At 68.1% G+C, this 22,798-nt stretch carries 21 protein-coding genes; 8 read left to right on the forward strand and 13 right to left on the reverse strand.

What is annotated here, in order from left to right:
- Positions 1 to 48 precede the first annotated feature (48 nt).
- A complete protein-coding gene (uvrC, locus tag VHAB30_RS15315; protein ID WP_159277567.1) occupies positions 49 to 2,022 on the reverse strand; it encodes an excinuclease ABC subunit UvrC in 1,974 nt (657 codons plus the stop codon).
- A gap of 146 nt (positions 2,023 to 2,168) precedes the next feature.
- Between uvrC and VHAB30_RS15320 the strand changes: the two genes are divergently transcribed.
- Positions 2,169 to 4,256 carry a gamma-glutamyltransferase family protein gene (locus tag VHAB30_RS15320; RefSeq protein WP_159277568.1) on the forward strand — a complete coding sequence of 696 codons (2,088 nt, stop codon included), beginning with the start codon at positions 2,169 to 2,171 and terminating at the stop codon, positions 4,254 to 4,256.
- Positions 4,257 to 4,320: 64 nt separating this feature from the next.
- Here VHAB30_RS15320 and VHAB30_RS15325 read toward each other — a convergent pair whose 3' ends face one another.
- Complete coding sequence (locus VHAB30_RS15325; protein ID WP_159277569.1) at positions 4,321 to 5,769, reverse strand: M20/M25/M40 family metallo-hydrolase; 1,449 nt, start codon at positions 5,767 to 5,769, stop codon at positions 4,321 to 4,323.
- A gap of 104 nt (positions 5,770 to 5,873) precedes the next feature.
- On the opposite strand from VHAB30_RS15325, the gene earP reads away from it, so the two are divergent.
- From earP to VHAB30_RS15340, 3 genes are all read left to right on the forward strand, one after another.
- The gene (gene earP, locus VHAB30_RS15330) at positions 5,874 to 6,974 is read left to right on the forward strand and encodes an elongation factor P maturation arginine rhamnosyltransferase EarP (RefSeq protein ID WP_159277570.1); all 1,101 of its coding nucleotides are present in this window, start codon (positions 5,874 to 5,876) and stop codon (positions 6,972 to 6,974) included.
- 153 nt (positions 6,975 to 7,127) lie between these two features.
- The gene (gene efp / locus VHAB30_RS15335; protein WP_062479082.1) at positions 7,128 to 7,682 is read left to right on the forward strand and encodes an elongation factor P; all 555 of its coding nucleotides are present in this window, start codon (positions 7,128 to 7,130) and stop codon (positions 7,680 to 7,682) included.
- 122 nt (positions 7,683 to 7,804) lie between these two features.
- Positions 7,805 to 8,668: an LOG family protein gene (locus tag VHAB30_RS15340; RefSeq protein ID WP_070059745.1), complete on the forward strand. Its 864-nt coding sequence runs from the start codon at positions 7,805 to 7,807 to the stop codon at positions 8,666 to 8,668.
- Between the two features lie 118 nt (positions 8,669 to 8,786).
- Here the strand turns inward: VHAB30_RS15340 and VHAB30_RS15345 are convergent, their stop codons facing one another.
- From VHAB30_RS15345 to pncB, 8 genes are all read right to left on the reverse strand, one after another.
- Positions 8,787 to 9,437 carry a TetR/AcrR family transcriptional regulator gene (locus tag VHAB30_RS15345; RefSeq protein WP_159277571.1) on the reverse strand — a complete coding sequence of 217 codons (651 nt, stop codon included), beginning with the start codon at positions 9,435 to 9,437 and terminating at the stop codon, positions 8,787 to 8,789.
- A gap of 2 nt (positions 9,438 to 9,439) precedes the next feature.
- Positions 9,440 to 9,898 carry a hypothetical protein gene (locus VHAB30_RS15350; protein WP_095950973.1) on the reverse strand — a complete coding sequence of 153 codons (459 nt, stop codon included), beginning with the start codon at positions 9,896 to 9,898 and terminating at the stop codon, positions 9,440 to 9,442.
- Between the two features lie 82 nt (positions 9,899 to 9,980).
- A complete protein-coding gene (locus tag VHAB30_RS15355) occupies positions 9,981 to 11,519 on the reverse strand; it encodes an MFS transporter (RefSeq protein WP_159277572.1) in 1,539 nt (512 codons plus the stop codon).
- Positions 11,520 to 11,628: 109 nt separating this feature from the next.
- Entirely contained in the window at positions 11,629 to 12,792 is a 1,164-nt protein-coding gene (locus VHAB30_RS15360) for an MFS transporter (protein WP_159277573.1), read from the reverse strand.
- Positions 12,789 to 14,159 carry a DNA recombination protein RmuC gene (locus tag VHAB30_RS15365; RefSeq protein WP_159278359.1) on the reverse strand — a complete coding sequence of 457 codons (1,371 nt, stop codon included), beginning with the start codon at positions 14,157 to 14,159 and terminating at the stop codon, positions 12,789 to 12,791. Before VHAB30_RS15365 ends, VHAB30_RS15360 begins: the two co-directional genes overlap by 4 nt.
- Positions 14,160 to 14,201: 42 nt before the next feature.
- On the reverse strand, positions 14,202 to 15,191 hold the full coding sequence (locus VHAB30_RS15370) for a 2-hydroxyacid dehydrogenase (protein WP_159277574.1): 990 nt from the start codon (positions 15,189 to 15,191) through the stop codon (positions 14,202 to 14,204).
- Between the two features lie 34 nt (positions 15,192 to 15,225).
- Positions 15,226 to 16,638 carry a sodium:proton antiporter gene (locus VHAB30_RS15375; protein WP_159277575.1) on the reverse strand — a complete coding sequence of 471 codons (1,413 nt, stop codon included), beginning with the start codon at positions 16,636 to 16,638 and terminating at the stop codon, positions 15,226 to 15,228.
- A gap of 36 nt (positions 16,639 to 16,674) precedes the next feature.
- Positions 16,675 to 17,895: a nicotinate phosphoribosyltransferase gene (gene pncB / locus VHAB30_RS15380; protein WP_070059637.1), complete on the reverse strand. Its 1,221-nt coding sequence runs from the start codon at positions 17,893 to 17,895 to the stop codon at positions 16,675 to 16,677.
- Positions 17,896 to 18,080: 185 nt separating this feature from the next.
- Here pncB and VHAB30_RS15385 point away from each other — a divergent pair, with 185 nt between their 5' ends.
- Both VHAB30_RS15385 and VHAB30_RS15390 read left to right on the forward strand, forming a co-directional pair.
- Positions 18,081 to 18,314 (forward strand): CsbD family protein, encoded by a 234-nt coding sequence (locus VHAB30_RS15385; protein ID WP_095950977.1) that lies wholly within the window; start codon positions 18,081 to 18,083, stop codon positions 18,312 to 18,314.
- 67 nt (positions 18,315 to 18,381) lie between these two features.
- On the forward strand, positions 18,382 to 18,792 hold the full coding sequence (locus VHAB30_RS15390; protein ID WP_159277576.1) for a hypothetical protein: 411 nt from the start codon (positions 18,382 to 18,384) through the stop codon (positions 18,790 to 18,792).
- Between the two features lie 61 nt (positions 18,793 to 18,853).
- On the opposite strand, the gene VHAB30_RS15395 is transcribed toward VHAB30_RS15390, so the two are convergent.
- Complete coding sequence (locus VHAB30_RS15395) at positions 18,854 to 19,315, reverse strand: acyl-CoA thioesterase (RefSeq protein ID WP_159277577.1); 462 nt, start codon at positions 19,313 to 19,315, stop codon at positions 18,854 to 18,856.
- Positions 19,312 to 20,238 carry a histone deacetylase family protein gene (locus VHAB30_RS15400; protein WP_070059641.1) on the reverse strand — a complete coding sequence of 309 codons (927 nt, stop codon included), beginning with the start codon at positions 20,236 to 20,238 and terminating at the stop codon, positions 19,312 to 19,314. The genes VHAB30_RS15395 and VHAB30_RS15400 overlap by 4 nt, the downstream gene beginning before the upstream one ends.
- Before the next feature lie 184 nt (positions 20,239 to 20,422).
- On the opposite strand from VHAB30_RS15400, the gene VHAB30_RS15405 reads away from it, so the two are divergent.
- Positions 20,423 to 20,974 carry a phasin family protein gene (locus VHAB30_RS15405; protein ID WP_062470565.1) on the forward strand — a complete coding sequence of 184 codons (552 nt, stop codon included), beginning with the start codon at positions 20,423 to 20,425 and terminating at the stop codon, positions 20,972 to 20,974.
- A 130-nt stretch (positions 20,975 to 21,104) separates the two neighbouring features.
- The gene (locus VHAB30_RS15410; RefSeq protein WP_095950672.1) at positions 21,105 to 21,863 is read left to right on the forward strand and encodes a 3-hydroxyacyl-CoA dehydrogenase; all 759 of its coding nucleotides are present in this window, start codon (positions 21,105 to 21,107) and stop codon (positions 21,861 to 21,863) included.
- Here VHAB30_RS15410 and VHAB30_RS15415 read toward each other — a convergent pair.
- On the reverse strand, positions 21,811 to 22,758 hold the full coding sequence (locus VHAB30_RS15415; RefSeq protein WP_095950671.1) for a YihY/virulence factor BrkB family protein: 948 nt from the start codon (positions 22,756 to 22,758) through the stop codon (positions 21,811 to 21,813). The two genes, VHAB30_RS15410 and VHAB30_RS15415, sit on opposite strands and share 53 nt — an antisense overlap.
- Between the last annotated feature and the right edge of the window lie 40 nt (positions 22,759 to 22,798).

Genomic DNA, 22,798 nt, shown 5'->3' on the forward strand with positions numbered 1-22,798 from the left:
TGTGTCATGCACGCGTGAAGCGCCGGAAGGACGGGGGCAATCCCGGCTTCAACGCAGCGCGCGATAGATTTCCTCGGCCAGTTCGGTGGCGATGCCCTCGACCGAGGCGAGGTCTTCGACGCTCGCCGCCGCCACGCCTCGGATGCCACCGAAACGCTGCAGCAGGCGCGCCCGGCGCTTCGGGCCGATGCCCGGAATGTCTTCGAGCTGGCTGCCGCCCACCCGCACCTTGGCGCGCTTGGCGCGCATGCCGGTGATGGCGAAGCGGTGCGCCTCGTCGCGGATCTGGGCCACGAGCATCAGGGCGGCCGAATCCTTGCCGAGGTAGACCTTCTCGCGGCCGTCGGCGAACACCAGTTCCTCGAGCCCGACCTTGCGGCCCTCGCCCTTCTCGACGCCGACGATCAGCGACAGCGGCAGGCCCAGCTCGCTGAACACCTCGCGCGCCATCGACACCTGGCCCTTGCCGCCGTCGACCAGCACCAGGTCGGGCATGCGCGCGGCCGGCGTCCTGGGCGGCGGCGCCTCGACGCCCTCGGCCCCTTCGCTCTCGGCATCGCCCGGCGCCAGCGCCTGCGTCTCGGCCGCGAGCGCCTCGGCCAGCTTGCCGTAGCGGCGGTGCAGCACCTGGCGCATGGCGGCGTAGTCGTCGCCGGGCGTGATGCCCTCGATGTTGTAGCGGCGGTACTCGCGGTTCTGCATCGTGTGGTGCGCGAACACCACGCACGAGGCCTGCGTGGCCTCGCCCGCCGTGTGCGAGATGTCGAAGCACTCGACGCGGAAGTTCTCCAGGTCGTCCGATGCCAGCTCGAGCGCGTCGGCCAGCGCACGGGTGCGCGCCTGCTGCGAGCCTTCTTCGGCCAGCAGCCGCGCCAGCTGCAGGCCGGCATTCGTCTCGGCCATCTCGAGCCAGTGGCGGCGCTGCTCGTGCGGCTGGAACACGGCCGTCACGCGCGCGCCGGCCTGCTGCGAAATGGCCTCGATGAGCGCGCGGCTCACCTGCCGGCCCAGCACCAGCGTGGCGGGCACCGGCACGTCGATGTAGTGCTGGGCGATGAAAGCCTCGAGCACCTGCACTTCGATCGGGTCGGCGACCACCGGGTCGGCGCCCTCTTCGGCATCGAGCTCGCCGTGGTGGATCTGCGCCGCGTCGTCCACGTGCACCGGAAAGTACGCGCGGTCGCCCAGGTGGCGCCCGCCGCGCACCATCGCGAGGTTGACACAGGCCTTGCCGCCCTGCACCTTGACCGCGAGGATGTCGACGTCCTTGTCGGACACCACCTCGATCGACTGCTGGTGCAGCACGCGCGAGATCGCCGACATCTGGTTGCGCAGCTCGGCCGCCTGCTCGAACTCGAGCTTCTCGGCATGCGCCGTCATGCGCTGTTCGAGCGTGGAGAGCACGCCCTGCGTGTCGCCGAGCAGGAAGGCCTCGGCGCTGGCCACGTCCTGCGCGTAGGCCTCGGGCGAAATGAGGCCCACGCAGGGGCCGCTGCAGCGCTTGATCTGGTACAGCAGGCAGGGCCGCGTGCGGTTGGCGTACACCGTGTCCTCGCAGGTGCGCAGGCGGAACACCTTCTGCAACAGCTGGATCGACTCCTTCACCGCCCACGCGCTCGGGTACGGCCCGAAGTAGCGGTGCTTCTTGTCGACCGCGCCGCGGTAGTAGGCCAGCCGCGGAAACCCGTGCGAGGCGATCTTCAGGTAGGGGTAGCTCTTGTCGTCGCGAAACAGGATGTTGTAGCGCGGCTTGAGCGTCTTGATCAGGTTGTTCTCGAGCAGCAGCGCCTCGGCCTCGGAGCGCACCACGGTGGTCTCCATGCGCACGATCTTCGAGATCATGTGGCCGATGCGGGTGCCCCCGTGGTTCTTCTGGAAGTAGTTGGCAACCCGCTTCTTCAGGTTGCGCGCCTTGCCCACATACAGCACGGCGCCGGCCGCGTCGAAATAGCGGTAGACACCCGGCAACTGCGGCAGGGCCGCGACTTCACTGAGCAATTGATCGGAATGCACGTCGGACATGACGGCTATTGTGGCGCGCGGCGCGGGGTCCTGCGGCGCCCCCGGCACGAACGCGACACGCACGGGAATGAAATGTGCTCATCATGGACGCGGGCGCGAGGAGCGCCCGTTGTCCTTCGAATAACACCACTCGGGAAGCACTCTCCATGAACAAGAATTCCACGCGCGCGTGGTGGGCCCTGACGCCCCTCGCGCTCTCGCTGGCCCTGGCCAGCTGCGGCGGCAACAGCAACAACAACGCGCAGAACAACGCCGCACTGGTCGCGGCCATTGCCGCGATCAACGCGGCCAACCAGCCCACGCCCACGGCCCAGCCCGCCGCCGACAACGGCTGCCAGATCCCGAGCAGCGGCACCTCGGTGGTCGTCGGCTCGGGCGACCCGGGCGATCCGGCCGCGCCGGAACCGGCGTCGGGCTATGTGCCCGGCCACAAGCTGGTGTACGCCAAGAACTACATGGTGGTGGCGAACCACCCGCTGGCCACGCGCGCCGGCTGCGACGTGCTCAAGGCCGGCGGCAGCGCGGTCGATGCGGCGGTGGCGGTGCAGGCCGTGCTCGGCCTGGTCGAGCCGCAGTCGAGCGGCCTGGGCGGCGGTGCCTTCATGCTTCACTACGACGCGGCGACGAAGAAGGTGCAGGCCTACGACGGTCGCGAGACGGCGCCTGCCGCAGCCACCGAGAACTACCTGCGCTGGATCGACGACACGAACGACCAGACCGCACCCAAGCCCGGCGGCGCCCGCTGGAGCGGCCGCTCCATCGGCACGCCGGGCGCCGTGCGCATGCTCGACATCGCCTATCAAGACCACGGCAAGCTGCCCTGGAAAGACCTGTTCAGCTATGGCATCACGCTGGCGTCCGACGGTTTCCTGATCGGTGGACGCATGGCGGGCGCCATCGCGGGCTCCGCGGCATACCTGAAGCGCGACGCCGACGCCACAGCCTACTTCTTCAACGCCGACGGCACGCCCAAGGCGCTGGGCACCCGGCTCACGAACCCGGCCTACGCCAAGACGCTGAACACCATCGCCACGCAAGGCGCCAACGCCTTCTACACGGGCGACATCGCCAAGGGCATCGTCGACAAGATCGGCGTCACCACGGCGGCCAACGACGGCTCGGCCATCACGCCCGGCAAGACCACGCTGGCCGACCTGGCCAACTACAAGGCCAAGCGCCGCGACCCGGTCTGCAGCACCTACCGCGAGTACTACATCTGCAGCATGTCGCCGCCGTCCTCGGGCGGCATCGCGGTGGTGGCGACCCTCGGCATCCTCGAGACCTTCAACCTGGGCCTGTACAAGCCGACCGCCATCGACCTCGAAGGCGGCAAGCCGAGCGTGATGGGCGTGCACCTGGTGAGCGAAGCCGAGCGGCTGGCGTATGCCGACCGCGACAAGTACGTGGCGGACACCGACTTCGTGCCGCTGCCCGGCGGCAGCCCCGCCATGCTGATCGACAAGTCCTACCTGCAGGGCCGCGCCAGCCTCATCAGCCTGACGAAGAGCATGAATCTCGCCAAGGCTGGCGACCGGGGCGATGTGCCGCTGGGCATCGACAAGACCGAAGAGCATGGCACCACGCACTTCACCGTCGTCGACAAGCAAGGCAACGTGGTCGTGATGACCACGACGGTGGAAGGCAGCATGGGCTCGTTCCACATGGCGCAGGGCTTCCTGCTGAACAACCAGCTGACCGACTTCGCACTCAACCCGATCGACACCTCGGTGACCCCGAACGTGAAGTTCGCCAACCGCGTCGCCCCCGGCAAGCGCCCGCGCAGCACGATGGCGCCGACGCTGGTGTTCAAGAAGAACGCCGACGGCAGCATGGGCGAATTCGTGATGGGCACCGGCTCGCCAGGCGGCGGCACGATCATCCAGTACGTGGTGAAGACGCTGGTTGGCGCGCTCGACTGGGGACTCGATGCGCAACAAGCCACGTCACTGGTCGACTTCGGTGCCACCAACACCCCACCACCGACGCCCCCCGGCGCCACCTACAGCCTCACCAACGTGGGCGGCGAGCACCCGTCCATCGACGCCTCCAACTCGGGCAACAACGATCCGCTGATTGCCGGCCTGCGCGCGCTCGGCCACACGGTGAACCTCGGGGCGCAGTCCAGCGGCGTGAGCACCATCATCCGCACGAACGTCGGCGGCAAGCCCGCGCTGACCGGCGGTGCAGACCCACGCCGCGAAGGCATCGTGCTGGGCGACACCTTCACGCCCTGAACGGCCAAGGGCCGGCGCAGCCTTCACCGCGCCGGCCCTTTGGCCTGATCACTTATCTATCTATTTACTTCGCGACTTCCGACACCAGCCGGTACAGGAACTCGCGCCCGTCGTACAGGCGCTGGATCTCGATGCGCTCGTCCAGCCCGTGCGCGCGCGCATCGGCCGGCTCCAGGAACATGCCGGTCACGCCGTACATCGGGATGCCGGCGTTGCGCAGGAAGCGGCTGTCGGTGGCGCCGGTGCTCATGGCGGGCACCAAGGGCACGCCGGGCCACATCTGCTGCGTGAGCGTCTCGACCGTCTTCACGAGGTCGCCGTTGAGCGGCGAGGCCGGGCTGCGCAGCGGCTTGCCCATGTTGCGCACCACGATCTTGTCGTTGCCCACGGCCTGGGTCAGCAAGCGCTCGACCTCCTCGGGATCGTCGTGCGGCAGGATGCGGCAGTTGACCGTGGCCTTGGCCGATTGCGGCAGCGCGTTCTCGGCATGGCCGGCCTGCACCATCGTCGCCACGCAGGTGGTGCGCAGCTGCGCGTTGTAGGCCGGGTTGGCCGTCATGCGCTCGAGCACGCCGGCGTCGGGGTTGCCGCTGCCGATGGCGCGCATGTCGTCGGCCAGCTGGCCGGTGGCAAAGGGCGCGCTGCGTGCGAAGTAGGTCTTGGTGACGTCCGCGAGCTTGATCGGGAAGGCGTAGTTGCCCAGGCGCTCCAGGCCGGCCGAGAGCGCGTAGATCGGGTTGGTCTTGGTCGGCACCGAGCTGTGGCCGCCCACGTCGCGCGCCTCGAGCATGTAGGTGGTGTACATCTTCTCGGCCACCTGCATGCGGTGCAGGTTCGGCTTGCCGCCGCGCAGCTCGCCGCCGCCGCCTTCGTTGATGCCGAACTCGGCCTGCAGCAGCTCGGGCTTGTTGTTGATGAGCCAGAAGGCGCCGTTGCTCAGCGCGTCGCCGCGCTCCTCGTCGGCGGTGAGCGCCAGGATGATGTCGCGCTTGGGCTTGAAGCCTTCCTGCTTGAGCTGCCCCAGCACGGAGACCAGCGCCGCGGCCATGGCCTTGTCGTCGATGGCGCCGCGCGCCGTGAAGTAGCCGCCGGTTTCCTGCAGCTTGAAGGGGTCTGTCTTCCAGTCTTCGCGGCGGGCCTCGACCACGTCGATGTGGGCCAGCAGCAGCAGCGGCTTCTTGCTGCCGTCGCCCTTGAAGCGCAGCACCAGGTTCCCCTTCTTCGGGAAGGGCTCGAAGATCTGGATGTCGCCGGGCGCGAAGCCCGCGTCGACCAGCCGCTTTTCCATGGCCCGCGCCGCGACCGTGTTGTCGCCCACCGAGTGGGTGGTGTTGATCTCGATCAGTTCCTTGTAGATCTCGCGAAAGCGCTGCTGCTGCGCAGTGAGCGGCGCGGTCTGGGCCTGGGCGCCGGCGATGCCGGCCAGGGCCAGCGAGAGCGCGAGCACGCCGCGTTTGGCGCTGCTCAAGGGCGAAGAAGAAAACGACGAACGGCGACGGGTCTGCATCCTCATGGTCTGGCTCTCTCCGATGGTTGTTGTGGCGAGGGGCAGCATAGCAAGCGGGCCCCGTTTTCGCCCGCGCCTGAGCGACCGCGAAGACAGGCACACTCGCGGCCATGGGCACGCGCATGCAATGGGACATCTTCTGCAAGGTCATCGACAACCACGGCGACCTGGGCGTCTGCTGGCGCCTGGCCTGCCAGCTGGCGGCGGCGGGCGAGCGCGCGCGGCTGTGGGTCGACGACCCGACGGCACTGAACTGGATGGCGCCGGCCGGCTGCGACGGCGTGCAGGTGATCGACTGGTCCGACGCCGAAGCCGTGCGCCGCGCCGTCGCCGACCCGGCGCCCGAGGTGCTGGTCGAGGCTTTCGGTTGCGACCCGGAGCCGGAACTCATCGCGCGTTTCGCGCAGGCCCCGGGCCCTGCGCAGGCCTGGATCAACCTCGAGTACCTGTCGGCCGAGCCCTATGTCGAGAAACTCCACCGGCTGCCCTCGCCCGTGTTCAAGGGCCCAGGCGCCGGGCAGACGAAACGTTTCTTCTACCCGGGCTTCACGCCCGCGACCGGCGGCTTGCTGCGCGAGCCGGACCTGATGACGCGCCAGGCGCGCTTCGACCGGGCGCGCTGGCTGCAGGCGCAGCAGATTCCCTGGCAGGAAGGCGAGCGCCTGGTGTCGCTCTTCTGTTATGAGCCGCCCGCGCTGGCCGCACTGCTCGCCCAGCTGGCCGCCGACCCGGTGCCCACGCGGCTGCTCGTCACCGCGGGCCGGGCCGCGCATGCGGTGCAGGCCTGCCTTGCGAACACCGACACGCCCGATCGCCCGCCGGGCGGCCGGGGTTCGCTATCAATTTCATACCTCCCCTATCTCAGCCAGGCAGATTTCGATCACCTGCTGTGGGCCTGCGACCTCAACTTCGCGCGCGGCGAAGACTCGCTGGTGCGCGCCCTCTGGGCCGGCGCGCCGCTGGTCTGGCAGATCTACCCGCAGGACGACGACGCGCACCACGTCAAGCTCAACGCCTGGCTCGACTGGCTCGGCGCCCCGCCGGGGCTGCGGCTTTTTCACCACGCCTGGAACGGCTTCGGCGACGCGCCCCTGCCCGCGCCCGGCCCGCTGGACGCCTGGCGCGAAACCGCCCGTGCGGCGCGCGGCAGGCTGCTCGCGCAGGACGATCTGCTGGCCCAGTTGCGGCAGCTGGTCGCCGGAAAAAGCTAAAATAGCGGGCTTTGCGGAATTCAGCCCTGGCCGCCACGGTCGGGGAGGCCTTTCGCCAAACCTGCCGCGGGACATGTACGGCGGGGCCAGATACGACGGCATGCAGCGCCGAGGGCCCCGCGCACCGAGCGGCCAACATCCAGAGAACCTGATATGAAAATCGCTCAAGAAATCCGCGCCGGCAACGTCATCATGCACGGCAAGGACCCGATGGTCGTCCTCAAGACCGAATACAGCCGCGGCGGCCGCAACAGCGCCACCGTGCGCATGAAGATGAAGAGCCTGATCGCCAACTTCAACACCGAAGTGGTCTTCAAGGCCGACGACAAGATCGACCAGATCGTGCTGGACAAGAAGGAGTGCACCTACTCCTACTTCGCCGACCCGATGTACGTCTGCATGGACGCCGAGTACAACCAGTACGAAGTCGAAGCCGAGAACATGGGCGACGCCCTGAACTACCTCGAAGACGGCATGGCCGTCGAAGTGGTGTTCTACGACGGCAAGGCCATCTCGGTCGAACTGCCCACCAGCGTCGAGCGCGAAATCACCTGGACCGAGCCGGCCGTCAAGGGCGACACCTCGGGCAAGGTCATGAAGCCTGCCAAGATCGCCACCGGCTTCGAAGTCGGCGTGCCGCTGTTCGTGTCGCAAGGCGACAAGATCGAAATCGACACCCGCACCGGCGAATACCGCAAGCGCGTCTGAGCGCGTCTGCACCCGGCTGACCACCACCACGACGAAGGCTCCGCAAGGAGCCTTTTTCGTTGGCGGGCACGCGGGTTGCATCGGCGCACAATGCCAAGCCAATTCCGTTCGACGACCGTTTCATGAACAACACGCACAACATTCACGACAAGCGCCTGGCCGATGCCTGGGCCACGCTGCAGTCCCATTCCGACCGGGGCCTGCCCCTCGATCCCGATCCTTCGCGCCTGGCCTTTGCCGACCCCGAATTCCTGCTGCGCCGCGAAACGCGCGGCATCCGCATGCAGCTCGAGCTGATGAAGCCCGACCTGGAGCAGCGCGCCCACGGCATCGAGAACACGGTGGTGGTCTTCGGCAGCGCGCGTTTCCGCAGCGAAGACGAAGCCGCCGCGCTGGTCGCGCAGGCCGAGGCGGCCGGCGACACGGCCCTGGCCGAGCGCTGGCGCCGGCTCTCGCGCAACTCGCACTACTACGAGAAGGCACGCACCTTCGGCAAGCTGGTCGCGCAGTACAGCGAGAAGAAGGAACCGCAGGACAAGCTCTTCGTGTGCACCGGCGGCGGCCCGGGCATCATGCAGGCGGCCAACCGCGGCGCGCACGAAGCCGGCGGCCTCTCGGTCGGCCTGGCGATCGCGCTGCCGATGGAAGAAGAAGCCAACCCCTACGTCACGCCGGCGCTGAGCTTCAAGTTCCACTACTTCGCGATCCGCAAGATGCATTTCATGATGCGTGCGAAGGCGCTGGTGGCGTTCCCGGGCGGCTTCGGCACGCTCGACGAGCTGTTCGAGGTGATCACGCTGGTGCAGACCAAGAAGTCGAAGCCGGTGCCGATCGTGCTCTTCGGCTCGGACTACTGGAAGAAGCTGATCGACTTCGACTTCCTGGTCGACGAAGGCGTGATCTCGCCGGGCGACGTGAAGCTCTTCGAATACGTCGACGCGCCCGAAGACGCGTGGGACGCGATCAAACGTTTCTACAAGCTGTAGAGCTCGCCCCCAGGCTACGCGCACTTCGTGTCGCTTCGCCAACCCCCTACCGGGGGCAACACCAGCGGCCCGGCAAAGCCGGTTCCGCGGTGTTCCACGAAAAAACCGCAAACCCCTTTCAGGCGTCGTCGCTGTCGTCGGGCCGCAGGGCCTGCTCGAAGAAACGCGTGAGCGCGCGGGCGCGACGGCGGCGGTCGGCCACGGGGTTCGCGTGCGGCCCCATGGCCACGGCATCGTCGGCCACGCCGTGCAGCGCATTGAAGAGGATCACGGCCGTCAGCGTCGCGTCCTCGACCTCCCACACCCCCGCGGCGTCGCCCTGCTTCAGCAGGGTCACGAGCTGCGTGATGACGACGTTGTCGTTGCGCATGCGCCGGTCCTCGGGCCGGTACTCGTGGAACACCACGTCGTGCAGCGCGACGTTGTCCAGGTAGGTCTCCAGCCCCGCTTCCACCCAGGCCTTGAGCCGCGCACGGTGCTTGCCCGACGCGTGGCGATCCATCGCCTCCTGCAGGCGCGCGCAGAAGGTGTCGACGAAGCGTTGCTGCAGCGCGCCGAGCAGCGCCTCCTTCGACGGAAAGTACAGATAGAAGGTGCCCTTGGCCACCTGCGCGCCGGCGGCGATGTCGTCGATGCTGGTGGCGGGGATGCCCTTGGCGATGAACAGCTGCTCGGCGGCGTCCATCAGCGCGACGGCGCGGGTCTGCGGCGCCTTGGTGCGGCGGCGTGCGGCGGTGGCGGGAGCGTCGTCGGGGCTGCTGCTTGTCATGGTCAAGAACCGGCCATGGCACCGGCGCGTGCCGTGTCGATGGCGGCGTGCACGGCCGCAGCATCGAGACGCAGGCCGCGCGGGGCCAGCACGCGCTCGCGCAGCCAGGCCAGGGCCTCGTCGGTGCGGGCGAAGGTGCTCGCGGGAATGCCGAAGAGTTTTTCGACGTTCATCTTGCTGATCTTCTCGAACTGGTCGGCGGGCACCACGCTCGCCATGCCCATCATATGGCGGCGGATGTCGGCGCCGCGCGCCTGCAGCCACTGCTTCGCACTCTGGGCGCTGCCCTCGGGATGCACCAGCGCATCGGCGTCCGCGAACACGCGCAGCGAGACAAAGGGCTCGCCGCGGTCGAGCCAGCGGTTCCAGTCTTCGGTGAAGGCCTGCAGGCTTTCCAGCGTCTGCAGGCCTGCGGACACGCTGATGACCAGCGGCCATTGACTGAGTTCGTGACGGATCATGAAAGACTCCTTGTAGACAACCGGAAGGCGCCGGGCACTGCGGCGCAGGAAGGGAATGCGGACGGCGGGCATGGCGAACAGCTCAGGCGCGCGTGGGGGCGGCGAGCGCGGCGGCCCGCGGCCTGACGCGCAGCAGCAGCCCCGCCGCCACCAGGCCGGCCACGCCGGCGCAGGCCATCGCGGCGTGGAAGCCGCCCGCGAGCGCATCGCTCAGCAGCCGCTGCGCCATGCCGGCGTCGAGCACGACCAGCGCGCCGAGGTCGTGGCGGGACACCGCCGCCACGGCCGCTTGCGATGCATCGGGCACGCCGGCACGCGCGAGCGACTCGGCCATCAGCGCGGTGGCGCGCGTGCGCATCAGCGTGCCGAGCAGCGCGATGCCGATCAGCATGCCGCCCTGGCGCAGCGCGTTCATGGTGGCCGAGGCCATGCCCGAGCGCTGCGCGGGCACCGAGGCCATCACCGCCGTGCTCGTGGCCGGCACGGCCAGGCCCGCGCCCGCCCCCAGCGCCACGAAGAGCAGCGCCAGCGGCAGGTACGGCGTGTCGGCCGAGAACAGCGTCAGCAGCAGCATCGCCACGCCGATCAGTCCGTAGCCCGCGACCATCAGCGTGTGCACCTCGAAGCGGCGGGCCAGCCGGCCGAACTGCGAGGCCACGAGGCCCGTCGCCACGAACTGCGGCACCAGCCGCCAGCCGGTCTCGCTGGCCGACCAGCCCTGCACCTGCTGCAGGAACAGCGAGAAGAAGAACAGGCTGGCGTAGGTCGAGAAGCCCAGCACGAACGAGGCGAAGTTGGTGACCGAAAAGCGCGCGTCGCGGAACAGCGCCAGCGGCAGCAGCGGCCGTTCCACGCGCGCCTCCACCGCCAGGAACAGCGCCAGTCCGACACCCGCCGCGACGAGCGCGACCACCGCATGGCGCGAGCCCCAGCCGTGCTCGCCTGCGGCAATGAACCCGTAGGTCAACGCGCCCAGCCAGAGCACGCTGAGCACCTGCCCCGCCGGGTCGAGCGCCGCATGCTCGGGGTGCGAGGACTCGCGCAGGCCCCACATGCCCAGCGCCACGGTCAGCACGCCGATCGGCAGGTTGATGAGGAAGATGCTCTGCCAGCCCGCGTGGTCCACCAGCAGCCCGCCGAGCATCGGCCCGAGGATCAGCGACAGCGCCGTGAACGACGACCAGCCGCCGATCACCCGCGCGCGGCTGGCCGGCTCGGGGAAGGCGTGCGCCAGCAGCGACAGCGCGCCCGGAATCATCAGCGCACCCGCCACGCCCTGCACCGCGCGGCCCGCCAGCAGCATCGGCAGGCCCGACGCCATCGCGCACATCGCCGAGCCCACGGTGAAGACCACCACGCCGGCCAGCCAGGCGCGCTTGCGGCCGTAGCGGTCGCCGATCGGGCCGGCCGACAGCATGAAGGCCGACAGGCACAGCGCATAGATGTCGATCACCCACTGCAGCCCGGCCAGGTCGGTGGCGAGCGCGCGCTGCAGCGTGGGCAACGCGACGTTGACGATGCTCACATCGAGCGTGGCGATGAAGCTGCCGAGGTAGACCGCCGCCACCAGGGCCAGGCGGCGGCGTGGGTCGGCAGCCGCCGACGGGGAATGGGAGTCCATGGACGCCTTCGGGTCAGGAAGAAAGAAGGCGTCGATACTGACTTTGAGTCAGTATTTTGTCAATCAAATGAGAATTACTGTCATTTGCAACGTGGGATTCAAACCGCCGTCACAGCTTCAATCCCCAGGTTGCCTTGGCGCCCAGCGCCAGCACGCCGCCCACCACCCAGAACACGCCGGCAATGCCGATCAGCGCGCCGAGCGAGCCGAACAGCATCGGCATCGCGACGCTCGACGCGTTGATGGTCATGAGCCGCAGTCCCAGCGCCTCGCCGTGCCGGGCATGCGGCGTGATCTGGTGCAGCATGCTCATCACCATCGGTTGCACCGCGCCGAGCGCGAAGCCCAGCACTACGGAGCAGATGCCCATGGTCCACGGTGAATTCAGCAGCGGGTAGATGGCGAACACGGCCGCAGTGACGACGGTCGAGCTCAGGATCACGCTGCGCTCCGACGCACGCGACGCGATCAGCGGCAACACGATGCGGATGACTGCCGCGGCGATCGCGAAGGCGCCGAGGATGGAGCCGATCACCGAGGCGCTGATGCCCCGGTCGTGGCCCAGCACCGGCAGCACGAAGGCGTGCACGTCCCAGCTCGACGACTGCAGCCAGTTCACGAACAGCAGGCGGCGGAACATCGGCTCGCGCAGCAGGTCCCAGGCCCGCGTGGGCGCGGCGCCCGGCACCGGCGCCACCCGCGGCGGCTCGTGCGCGCCGCGCGCCAGCAGCCAGCACAGCAGCGGCAGGAAGGCCATCACGGCGAAGCAGATGCGGAAGGCCAGCAGGTCGGCCGGCGCGCGGCCGGCGTGGTCGATCAGCATCCCGGCCAGGAAGGGCCCGACGAAGTTCGCCGCCGCCGGCGCGATGGCCAGCCAGCTGAACACGCGCTTGAGCTGCGTCGGGTCGGTGGCCGAGCGGCCCACGTGCCGCTGCAGCGCGATGACGGTCGCGCCGGTGGCGCCGCCGGTCAGCAGCGCGGCGATGCACATGACCGGAAACACCGGAAAAACCAGCGCCAGCCCTGCCCCACCCGAAGCCGCGATCACCGACAGCCACAGCGGGCGCTTGAGCCCGTGCCGGTCGGCGAAGCGCCCGGCCGGCAACGCAAGAAACACCTGGGTCAGCGCGAACAGCGCGATCAGCAAGCCGACGGCCGCTGCGCTGTAGCCTTGCTGCAGCGCCAGCAGCGGTGTGGCGAGCCGCATGCCCGCCATCGTGGCGTGCAAACAGACCTGCGCCACGATGACGCGCAGCAATTCAGAACCTTTCACGGGGTGTCGTCGGCCTCGCTGTCAGTGTCGGCCGTGGGCGGCAGCAGCGCCTGCGACTGCGCCTCGGGCAAGGCCTCGACCTTGCGCAGCGCCAGGCGCATCTGCTTGGCGCGCGTGTCGGCCTTGTCGATGGTGTCGGAGGCCTTGGCCACCTGCTCCTTGATGCGCGCCACCCATTCGCCGTAACGCTCGAACTCTGTCTTGACCGCGCCCAGCACCTTCCAGACCTCGGAGGCCTGGCGCTCCAGCGCCAGCGTGCGAAAGCCCATGTGCAGGCTGTTGAGCATGGCGAGCAAGGTGGTCGGGCCGGCCAGCGTCACGCGGTGCTGGCGCTGGATGGCGTCCATCAGTCCGGGGCGGCGCAGCACCTCGGCGTAGAGGCTCTCGACCGGCAGGAACAGGATCGCGAAATCGGTGGTGTGCGGTGCCGCGAGGTAGTTCTCGGCGATCGACTTGGCCTCGACACGGATGCGCGTCTCGAGCGCCTTGGCCGCGGCCTCGGCGCCGGCGGCATCGGCGCGCTCGTGGGCGTCGATGAGGCGTTCGTAGTCGTCGCGCGGAAACTTGGCGTCGATCGGCAGCCACACCGGCGCGCCGTCGTCGCCGCGCCCCGGAAACCGGATCGCGAAGTCGACGCGCTGGCCGCTGCGCGGCTTGGTCTCGACCTGGCGCGCGTACTGTTCGGGCGTGAGCACCTGCTCGAGCAGCGCTTCGAGCTGCACCTCGCCGAACACGCCGCGCGTCTTCACGTTGGTCAGCACGCGCTGCAGGCTGCCGACGCCCACGGCCAGCGTCTGCATCTCCCCCAGGCCCTTGTGCACCTGCTCGAGCCGGTCGGCCACCTGCTTGAAGCTTTCGCCCAGGCGCGCCTCGAGCGTGCTCTGCAGTTTCTCGTCGACGGTCTTGCGCATCTCGTCGAGCTTGGCGGTGTTGCTCTGCTGCAGCTGGGCGAGCTGGGTTTCCATGGTCGTGCGCACCTCGGAAAGGCGGCGCGCGTTCGATTCGCTCAGCCCCTGCAGCTGGGTGTTCAGCGTGTCGGCCAGGGTCTTCTGCAGCGACGCGAGCTGCAGCGCGAAGGCGTCGAGCTGCGCGTTCTGCGTGCGCGTGGCCTCGGCGCCCTGCTGCACCAGCGACTGCTGGAAGGTGGCGAAGGCCTGCGCGGTTTCCTGACGTGCGCCGCGCGAGCTTTCGCCGATCTCGTGGCGCAGCTCGCGCTCGGTGCGTTCGTTGGCGCGGCCCATGGCGGCGAGCACGCCCAACATTTCGCTGTGGTCGGGTGCGGGTGGCCGGCGGGCCAGCAGCCAGATGACCAGCACCAGCTGCACCACGGCGAGTGCGGCCAGTGCGAGAAGAATCAGATCCGTCAGTTCCAAGGTGGGGGCGTGTCGCGCTCGCGGTCAGGTTTCGGGTTACTTCGTGGCCGCTGGCACCGGCGTGACCGGCGTCAGAGGTCCCTTGCCGGTGCCCCAGGCGATGAGGTTGTCGGCCGCGAGGTCGGCCATGGCGCGGCGCGTGGGCACGGTGGCGCTCGCGATGTGCGGCGTGAGCACCACGTTGGGCACGGTGAGCAGGTCGGGGTGGACCTTGGGCTCGCCCTCGAACACATCGAGGCCGGCGGCGGCGATGCGCTTCTCGCGCAGCGCCACGGCCAGCGCGGCGTCGTCGACGATGCCGCCGCGCGCGATGTTGACCAGCGTGGCGGTCGGCTTCATGAGCGCGATCTCGGCCGCGCCGATGGTGTGGTGCGAGGCTGGCGAGTACGGCACGACCAGCACGACGTGGTCGGCGGTCTTGAGCAGCTCTTCCTTGCCGACGTAGCGGGCCTTGCACTCGGCCTCGAGCGTGGCGTCGAGGCGCGAGCGGTTGTGATAGATCACGTTCATGCCGAAGCCGTGCGCGCCGCGCCTGGCGATGCCCTGCCCGATGCGGCCCATGCCGATGATGCCCAGCGTCGAGCCGTGGATGTCGGAGCCGGCGAACATGTCGTAGCTCCACTTCTCCCACTTGCCCGCGCGCAGGAAGTGTTCGCTCTCGGTGATTCGGCGCGCGGTGGCCATGAGCAGCGCGAAGCCGAAGTCGGCCGTGGTCTCGGTCAGCACGTCGGGCGCGTTGGTGCCCAGCACGCCGCGCGCGGCCATGGCGTCGACGTCGAAGTTGTTGTAGCCCACGGCCATGTTGGCGCAGATCTTCAGCTCGGGGCAGGCGTCGAGCACCGCGGCGTCGATGCGCTCGCTGCCGGTGGTGAAGGCGCCCTGCTTGCCTTGCAGCTTCGCGATGAGCTGGTCCTTGCTCCAGGTCTCGTCGGCCTGGTTCGACTCGACCTCGAAATGCTGCGCCAGGCGCGCGAGGGTTTCGGGGAACACCGCGCGCGCGACCAGGATCTTGGGCTTGCTGCTCATGGAACGTGTCTCTTTCTTTGAAGGGCTGGAAGGATCAACGGAAGAAGATGAAGGTGCACAGGACGAACAGCGGGACCAGGATCGCCCCGGACCACGCCATGTAGCCGAAGAAGCTGGGCATGCGCACGCCGCGGCTTTCGGCGATGGCCTTGACCATCAGGTTCGGCGCGTTGCCGATGTAGGTGTTGGCGCCCATGAACACGGCGCCCGCCGAGATGGCGGCCAGCGTGCTGGCATAGGTGGTCATGAGCGCCGCCGGGTCGCCCCCCGCCGTGTTGAAGAACACGAGGTAGGTCGGCGCGTTGTCCAGGAACGAGCTCAGGATGCCGGTGGCCCAGAAGTACATGGCCGGGTCGGGCTGGCCGTCGGCGCGCGTCACGGCCGCGACGATGGCGCCGAACGGGCCCTGCGTGCCGGCCTTGAGCATGGCGATCACCGGGATGATGGTCAGGAAGATGCCGGCGAAGAGCTTGGCCACCTCGGCCATCGGGCCCCACTCGAACTGGTTGTCGGCGTGCACCTTGGGCGCCGTGAGCTTGTACGAGACGATGGCGATCAGCGCCAGCCCCACGTCGCGCACCAGGCCCGGCAGGCCGACCTCGGTGCCGAACACGTCGAACACCACGGGCGATTTCCAGAAGCCGCTCAGCAGCACCAGCGCGACGATGCCGCCCAAGAGCCAGAAATTGGCCGCGCCGTCGAAGCCCAGGCGCGGGGTGTCGGGCGTCGGGTCGACGGGCAGCACGCCGTCCTTGCGGTAGAAGTGGCGGTCGATCGCATAGAACAGCGCCAGCAGCACGGCCAGGATGAAGATCGTCTCGGGCAGGATGTGCTGCGCGGTCCAGAAGAAGCCCACACCCTTGAGAAAGCCGAGGAACAGCGGCGGATCGCCCAGCGGCGTGAGCGAGCCGCCCGCGTTCGACACGATGAAGATGAAGAACACGATCACGTGCACCTTGCGCTGCCGGTTGTCGTTGGCCCGGATCAGCGGCCGGATCAGCAGCATCGAGGCGCCCGTGGTCCCCATGAAGCTCGCGAGCACCGCGCCGATGGCCAGGATCGCCGTGTTGAGCCCGGGCGTGCCGTGCAGGTTGCCGCGGATGTGGATGCCCCCCGCCACGGTGAACAGCGCCGTGAGCAGGATGATGAACGGGATGTACTCGGCCACCAGCGCATGCACCAGCTGCACGCCCGCCAGCCCCGCGCCGTAGGTCGCGGCAAAAGGCAGCAGGAAGGCCAGCGCCCAGGCGGCGGAAATCTTGCCGTAGTGGTGATGCCAGAACGAAGGCGTGGCCAGCGGCAGCAGCGCGATGGACAGCAGGATGCCGGCGAACGGCACGCCCCACAGCGGCGAGAGCGCGGCACCGTCGAAATCGGCGGCGAAAGCCAGGGCGGGAAAGAGCATCGGCAGCGCCGCGGCTGCCGTCAGTCGGATCGTTTTCTTCATGGGGGCTGTACCGTACCAGACAGGTCAGTACAGCCTTCAAACGGGGGGTTGTTCGATCTCGAACACCTGGCGCAGGTAGGCCAGGTATTTCTCGTCCTCGCACATGTTCTTGGACGGCGTGTCCGACAGCTTGGCCACCGGCTGGTCGTTGCACTGGATCATCTTGATGACGATCTGCAGCGGCTCGTAGCCCAGGTCGTTGGTGAGGTTGGTGCCGATGCCGAAGGCCAGCAGGCAGCGGCCGCGGAACTGCTGGTACAGCTCGATGGTGCGCGGCACCGTGAGGCCGTCGCTGAAGATCAGCGTCTTGGTGAGCGGGTCGACCCGGTTCGCGTGGTAGTGCGCCAGCATGCGCTCGCCCCACTGGAACGGGTCGCCGCTGTCGTGGCGGGCGCCGTCGAAGAGCTTGCAGAAGTACAGGTCGAAGTCGCGCAGGAAGGCGCTCATGCCGTACACGTCGGACAGCGCGATGCCCAGGTCGCCGCGGTACTCGCGGGCCCAGCTCTCGAAGCCGAAGATCTGGCTGTCGCGCAGCCGCGGGCCCAGCGCCTGGCAGGCCTGCAGGTATTCGTGCGCCATGGTGCCCAGAGGGATGAGCCCGAGCTTCATGGCGTACAGCACGTTGCTGGTGCCCGCCAGTTGCGGCAGCCGCTCGCCCGCGGGCGACTTGGCCGGCGGCGAGGCCACGGCACCGAGCCGCTGGGTCAGCGTGCGCAGCACTTCCTCGTGCCAGTCTTTCGAGAAGCGGCGGCGCGTGCCGTAGTCGGCGATCTTGAGGTCGCCCAGGCCGGCTTCCTGCAGCTGGCTGATCTTGAGGTCGAGGCGGCGGCGGCCTTCTTCGAAGTCGGGGTTCTTCTGCGTGTTGCGAAAGTAGACCTCGTTCACGATGGCCAGCACTGGGATCTCGAACAGGATGGTGTGCAGCCACGGCCCCTTGATGCGGATCTCGAGCTCGCCCGAGGGCTGGGGGATGACGTTGATGTACTTCTCGTTGAGCCTGAACAGGCCCAGGAAGTCGACGAAGTCGCTCTTGATGAAGCGCATCGAGCGCAGGTAGGCGAGCTCGGCGTCGCGGAACTGCAGCGAGCACAGGCTGCGGATCTCGTCGCGGATCTGTCCCGCGAACTGCGCGAGGTTGACGCCCGGGTTGCGGCACTTGAAGCGGTACTCGACCCGCGCCCCCGGAAAGTGGTGCAGGACCACCTGCATCATCGTGAACTTGTAGAGGTCGGTGTCGAGCAGGCTGTGAATGATCATGGTGCGGTGCGCGGTGTCTCGGGTCTCTGTCGTCGGCGTCCGTTCCATTATCACGGCCTGCGTCGGCCTGTGCCTACGAGGGCCGGCCTGCACGTCCTACCGGCAGGGGGAATCACCCACGCGACATTGATTTCACGGCGGCGGCATGTTCCGCCGGGTCATCACTCTTTCTCAAGGAGATTCGCATGAACAAGGACACCATCGAAGGCAACTGGAAGCAGCTCAAGGGCAAGATCAAGGAGCAATGGGGCAAGCTGACCGACGACGACTTCGACGTCATCGCCGGCAAGCGCGACCAGCTGCTGGGCCGCATCCAGGAGCGCCACGGCATCAGCCGCGACGAGGCCGAAAAGCAGGTCAAGGACTGGGAATCTCGCGACGGCCGCTCGCCGGACGCACTCTGGTTCGAGAAGAACTGAGAAAGAAGCAGGCGCCCTGCGCCCTTCCCTTCTCTTTCCCTGTCATTCACCGCAAAGGACACACACCATGAAAAAACAACACCTCGTCATGCTCGCCCTCGCCTCCACCTTCTTCGTCGCCGGCCAGGCCGGTGCGATGACCAAGGACGAGTACAAGGTCGCCAAGGAAAAGGTCGAGGCCGACTACAAGGTCGCCAAGGCCCAGTGCGACACGATGAAGGACAACGCCAAGGACGTCTGCCAGAAGGAAGCCAAGGGCAAGGAAGAAGTGGCCAAGGCCGAGCTGGAACAGCAGTACCAGCCGAGCGACAGCCATGCCCGCAAGGTGGCCGAAGAGAAGGTGAAGGCCACCTATGAAGTCGCGAAGGAAAAGTGCGACGACCAGAATGGCGCGGCCAAGGACGCTTGCGTGAAGCAGGCCAAGGCTGATGAAGCCCAGGGCAAGGCCGACATCAAGGCCATGAAGAAGACGATGTAAGCGGGGCTGCGGCCCCTCTCACGGACGGCGCCTGCGGGCGCCGTTTTTCATGGGCGAGCGCTCAGGTGCGCAGCGAATCGACCACTTGCTGCAGCGCCTCGGGCAATGGCACCGGCCTCTGCGTCGCGCGGTCGACGTACACATGCACGAAGTGCCCCTGCGCCGCGGCGGTGTCGGAACCCTCGGCGAACAGCGCGATCTCGTAGCGCACGCTCGAGCGGCCCGCCTGCGCCACGCGGATGCCCGCCTCCACCGTCTGCGGGAAGGCCACTGGCGCGAAGTAGTTGCACTGCGTCTCGACCACGAAGCCGATGGTCTGGCCGCCATGGATGTCGAGCGCGCCGCGCTCGATGAGCAGCGCGTTCACCGCGGTGTCGAACCAGCTGTAGTAGACGACGTTGTTGACGTGGCCGTACATGTCGTTGTCGGCCCAGCGCGTCGGGATGCTGCGAAACGCCCGGTAGGCGCTGCGGGTGTGGGGCGTGGGCTTGGGGGTTGGTGCGGGTGTGGTGGGGGCGCTCATCGCGCGGCATTTTGCCAGCGGCGCCAGTAGTCCAGCGCCACGCGGAAGGTGCCCAGCTGCACCTGCACCGTCTCGGCGATGTCGCTGGCGTAGCCGCCGGCCATCGCGAAGGCCGTGGGGATGCGGCGCTGCCAGGTCCAGTCGAACACGCGGCGGTCGCGCGCCTCCAGGCCATCGAAGCTCAGCTTGAGGCGGCCGAGCCGGTCACGCTCGAAGGGGTCGGCGCCGGCCAGGTAGATCACGAGGCCGGGCGAGAAGCGCCGGTCGAGCTCGTCGAGCGCGTGCTCCAGCGCCGCCAGGTAATCGGTGTCGCCGCAGCCGTCGGGCAGTTCCACGTCGAGGTCGCTCGCCTCCTTGCGGAACGGGAAATTCTTCTGGCCGTGCACCGACAGCGTGAACACGCTCGGGTCGCCCTGGAAGATGCGGGCCGTGCCGTTGCCCTGGTGCACGTCGAGGTCGATCATGGCCACCCTGAGCAGCCGGCCGGCGCGGGCCTGCTCGACCTGCATCAGCCGCGCCGCCACCGCCGCGTCGTTGAAGACGCAGAAGCCGCTGCCCTTGTCGGCGTAGGCGTGGTGCGTGCCGCCCGCCATGTTGGCCGCCACGCCGCCCGCGAAGGCGGCCCGGCAGGCGGCGATGGTGGCGCCGGTGGAGCGGCGCGAGCGCTCGACCATCGCCTCGCTCCAGGGAAAGCCGATCTCGCGCATGGCCTGCGGGCTCACGCGGCCTTCGCTGACGGCGGCGATCCATTCGGGGGTGTGGGCCAGCGCGAGCTCGTCGTCGGTGGCGCGCGGGGCCGGGTCCATCTCGACGGCCGGCAGCTGTTCCTGCAGGCGATCGCGCAGCATCGCGTAGCGCGACATGGGAAAGCGGTGGCCCGGCGGCAGGGGCAGGACGAACTGCCCGGAATAGAAAGCACGCATGGCCGCATTCTGGCCGCGCAGGCCGGATTTAGAAGGCCGCTTCTAAATTGCTGCAGAGCAGCAAAAACCACTTGATCGCCGCGTTCAGCTGCCTATACTTGAGGCCATGCTGCACCGCAACATAGACGACGAGGCGCAGCGCAACGTGAATCGACCACCCCATCATCCTTTCTGGAGATCTCAAATGGCCCTGACCGCTGACCAAATCCTCGCCGCCCAAAAAGCCAACCTCGAAACCCTGTTCGGCCTGACCACCAAGGCCTTCGAAGGCGTCGAAAAGCTGGTCGAACTGAACGTGACCGCTTCCAAGGCCGCCCTGACCGAAGCCCAGAGCACCGCCCAGGCTGCCCTGAGCGTCAAGGACGCCCAAGAGCTGCTGACGCTGCAAGCCAGCCTGTTCCAGCCCCTGGCCGAAAAGACCGCTGCCTACAGCCGTCACCTGTACGACATCGCCCAAGGCACCAGCGCCGAATTCTCGAAGGCTTTCGAAGCCAAGGCCGCTGAAGCCCAGCAAGCCTTCGTCGGCCTCGTCGACAGCGCTTCGAAGAACGCCCCCGCCGGTTCGGAAACCGCCGTCGCCGTGCTGAAGAGCGCCGTGGCTGCCGCCAACAACGCTTTCGAATCGGTCCAGAAGGCCGTCAAGCAAGCGTCGGACGTCGCCGAAGCCAACTTCAACGCCGTGTCGACCCAAGCCGTCGCCGCTGCCAAGACGGCCACCGCTTCGCGCAAGCGCTAAGCACCGACCACCACCAGTTGTCTCCTTGGGTCCTCACGGATCCAATTCAGGGCCTCGTCTCACGACGAGGCCTTTTTTTTCGTCCGGCGGCCGTCTTCGATAATGCGGGTCTCATTTCAGGAGACTCTCAATGCAGATCGACGGCAAAGTTTTTATCGTGACCGGTGGCGCTTCGGGCCTCGGCGAAGGCACGGCGCGCATGCTGGCCGCCAACGGCGCCAAGGTGGTGATCGCCGACATGCAGGCTGACAAGGGCGAAGCCGTCGCCCGCGAGATCGGTGGCGTGTTCGTCAAGTGCGACGTGAGCCAGGAAGCCGACGGCCAAGCCGTGGTGGCTGCCGCCGTCAAGCTCGGCAAGCTGATGGGCCTCGTCAACTGCGCCGGCATCGCGCCGGCCGAGAAGACCGTGGGCAAGAACGGCCCGCACGCGCTGGCCGTGTTCAGCAAGACCGTCACGGTCAACCTGATCGGTAGCTTCAACATGATCCGCCTGGCGGCCGACGCCATGGGCAAGAACGAGCCCGAAGCCACCGGCGAGCGCGGCGTGCTGATCTCGACCGCCTCGGTCGCGGCCTACGACGGCCAGATCGGCCAGGCCGCCTACAGCGCCTCGAAGGGCGGCGTGGTCGGCATGACCCTGCCCATCGCCCGCGACCTCGCGCGCAGCGGCATCCGCAACATGACCATCGCCCCCGGCATCTTCGGCACGCCCATGCTGTTCGGCATGCCGCAGGAAGTGCAGGACGCGCTGGCCGCCAGCGTGCCCTTCCCGTCGCGCCTGGGCACGCCCGAGGACTACGCCAAGCTGGCCAAGCACATCATCGAGAACGACATGCTCAACGGCGAGGTGATTCGTCTGGACGGAGCGATTCGATTGGCCCCTCGCTGATCTCGGACGCCGGCAGCTTCGTGCTGCCGGTGCGGTCCAGGCGCTCGTAGTTCGCGATCACCTGGGCCCCGAGCAGCACCAGCATGGCGGCGATTTCCAGGCTCAGCAGCACCACGATCGCCGTGGTGAGCGAGCCGTAGACGATGTTCACCTGCGACAGCGTCGAGAAATACCAGATCAGCACGCGCCGCGTGGCCTCCCACAAGAGCGCAGCGGTCACGCCGCCCAGCAGCGCATGTCGCAATGACATGCGCCCGGCCGGCATCACGAGGTAGAGCGAGGTCAGCATGAAGATCTCGCCGCCCAGCCCCAGCAGGTACAGCAGCAGGCCCGAAATGCCCGACAGCGACCAGCTGCGCCCCAGCAGGTCGACGCTTTCCTGCCCCACCAGCTGCAGCGCCCCCGACACCAGCGTGACCAGCAACAGCCCCGCGCACAGGCTCAGGATGTAGAGGTACGGCATCGCCACCGACACCAGGAAGTGGCGCTTGTGATCGTCCTTGCGGTGGTGAAAAATCACCGCCATCGCGCTTTCGAGCACGCTGAACGCCAGCGAGCTGAAGAAGATCATCGTCACCAGCAGCACCGGCCCGAGCACCGAGCGGTGGTCCAGGAAACTCGACAGCTCCGCCACGATCGCCTTCGACTGCCCCGGCAGCAGCCATTCGAGGTAGCGCCCGATGGTGCGCAGCAGCTCGGCCTGGTCGATCACGTGCGACAGCGCCATCACGCTCACGATCAGGAGCGGCACGATGGACAGCAGCGCGTAGTACGCCACCGCCCCCGCCAGCAGCAGGCCCTGGTTGGCGCGAAAGTCCTTGAGCGCGCCCCAGACGAAGCGCAGCGGATGGCGCAGCAGCGGCGCGGCGTGTTGCAAAGGCAGTGGCGTCTTCATGCGTGATGTGGATTTGCGGCGGGGTTCAGTATGCCGCCCG

Origin of the sequence: Variovorax boronicumulans, from assembly GCF_009811375.1 — a bacterium.
Taxonomy (GTDB): Bacteria; Pseudomonadota; Gammaproteobacteria; order Burkholderiales; family Burkholderiaceae_C; genus Variovorax; species Variovorax boronicumulans.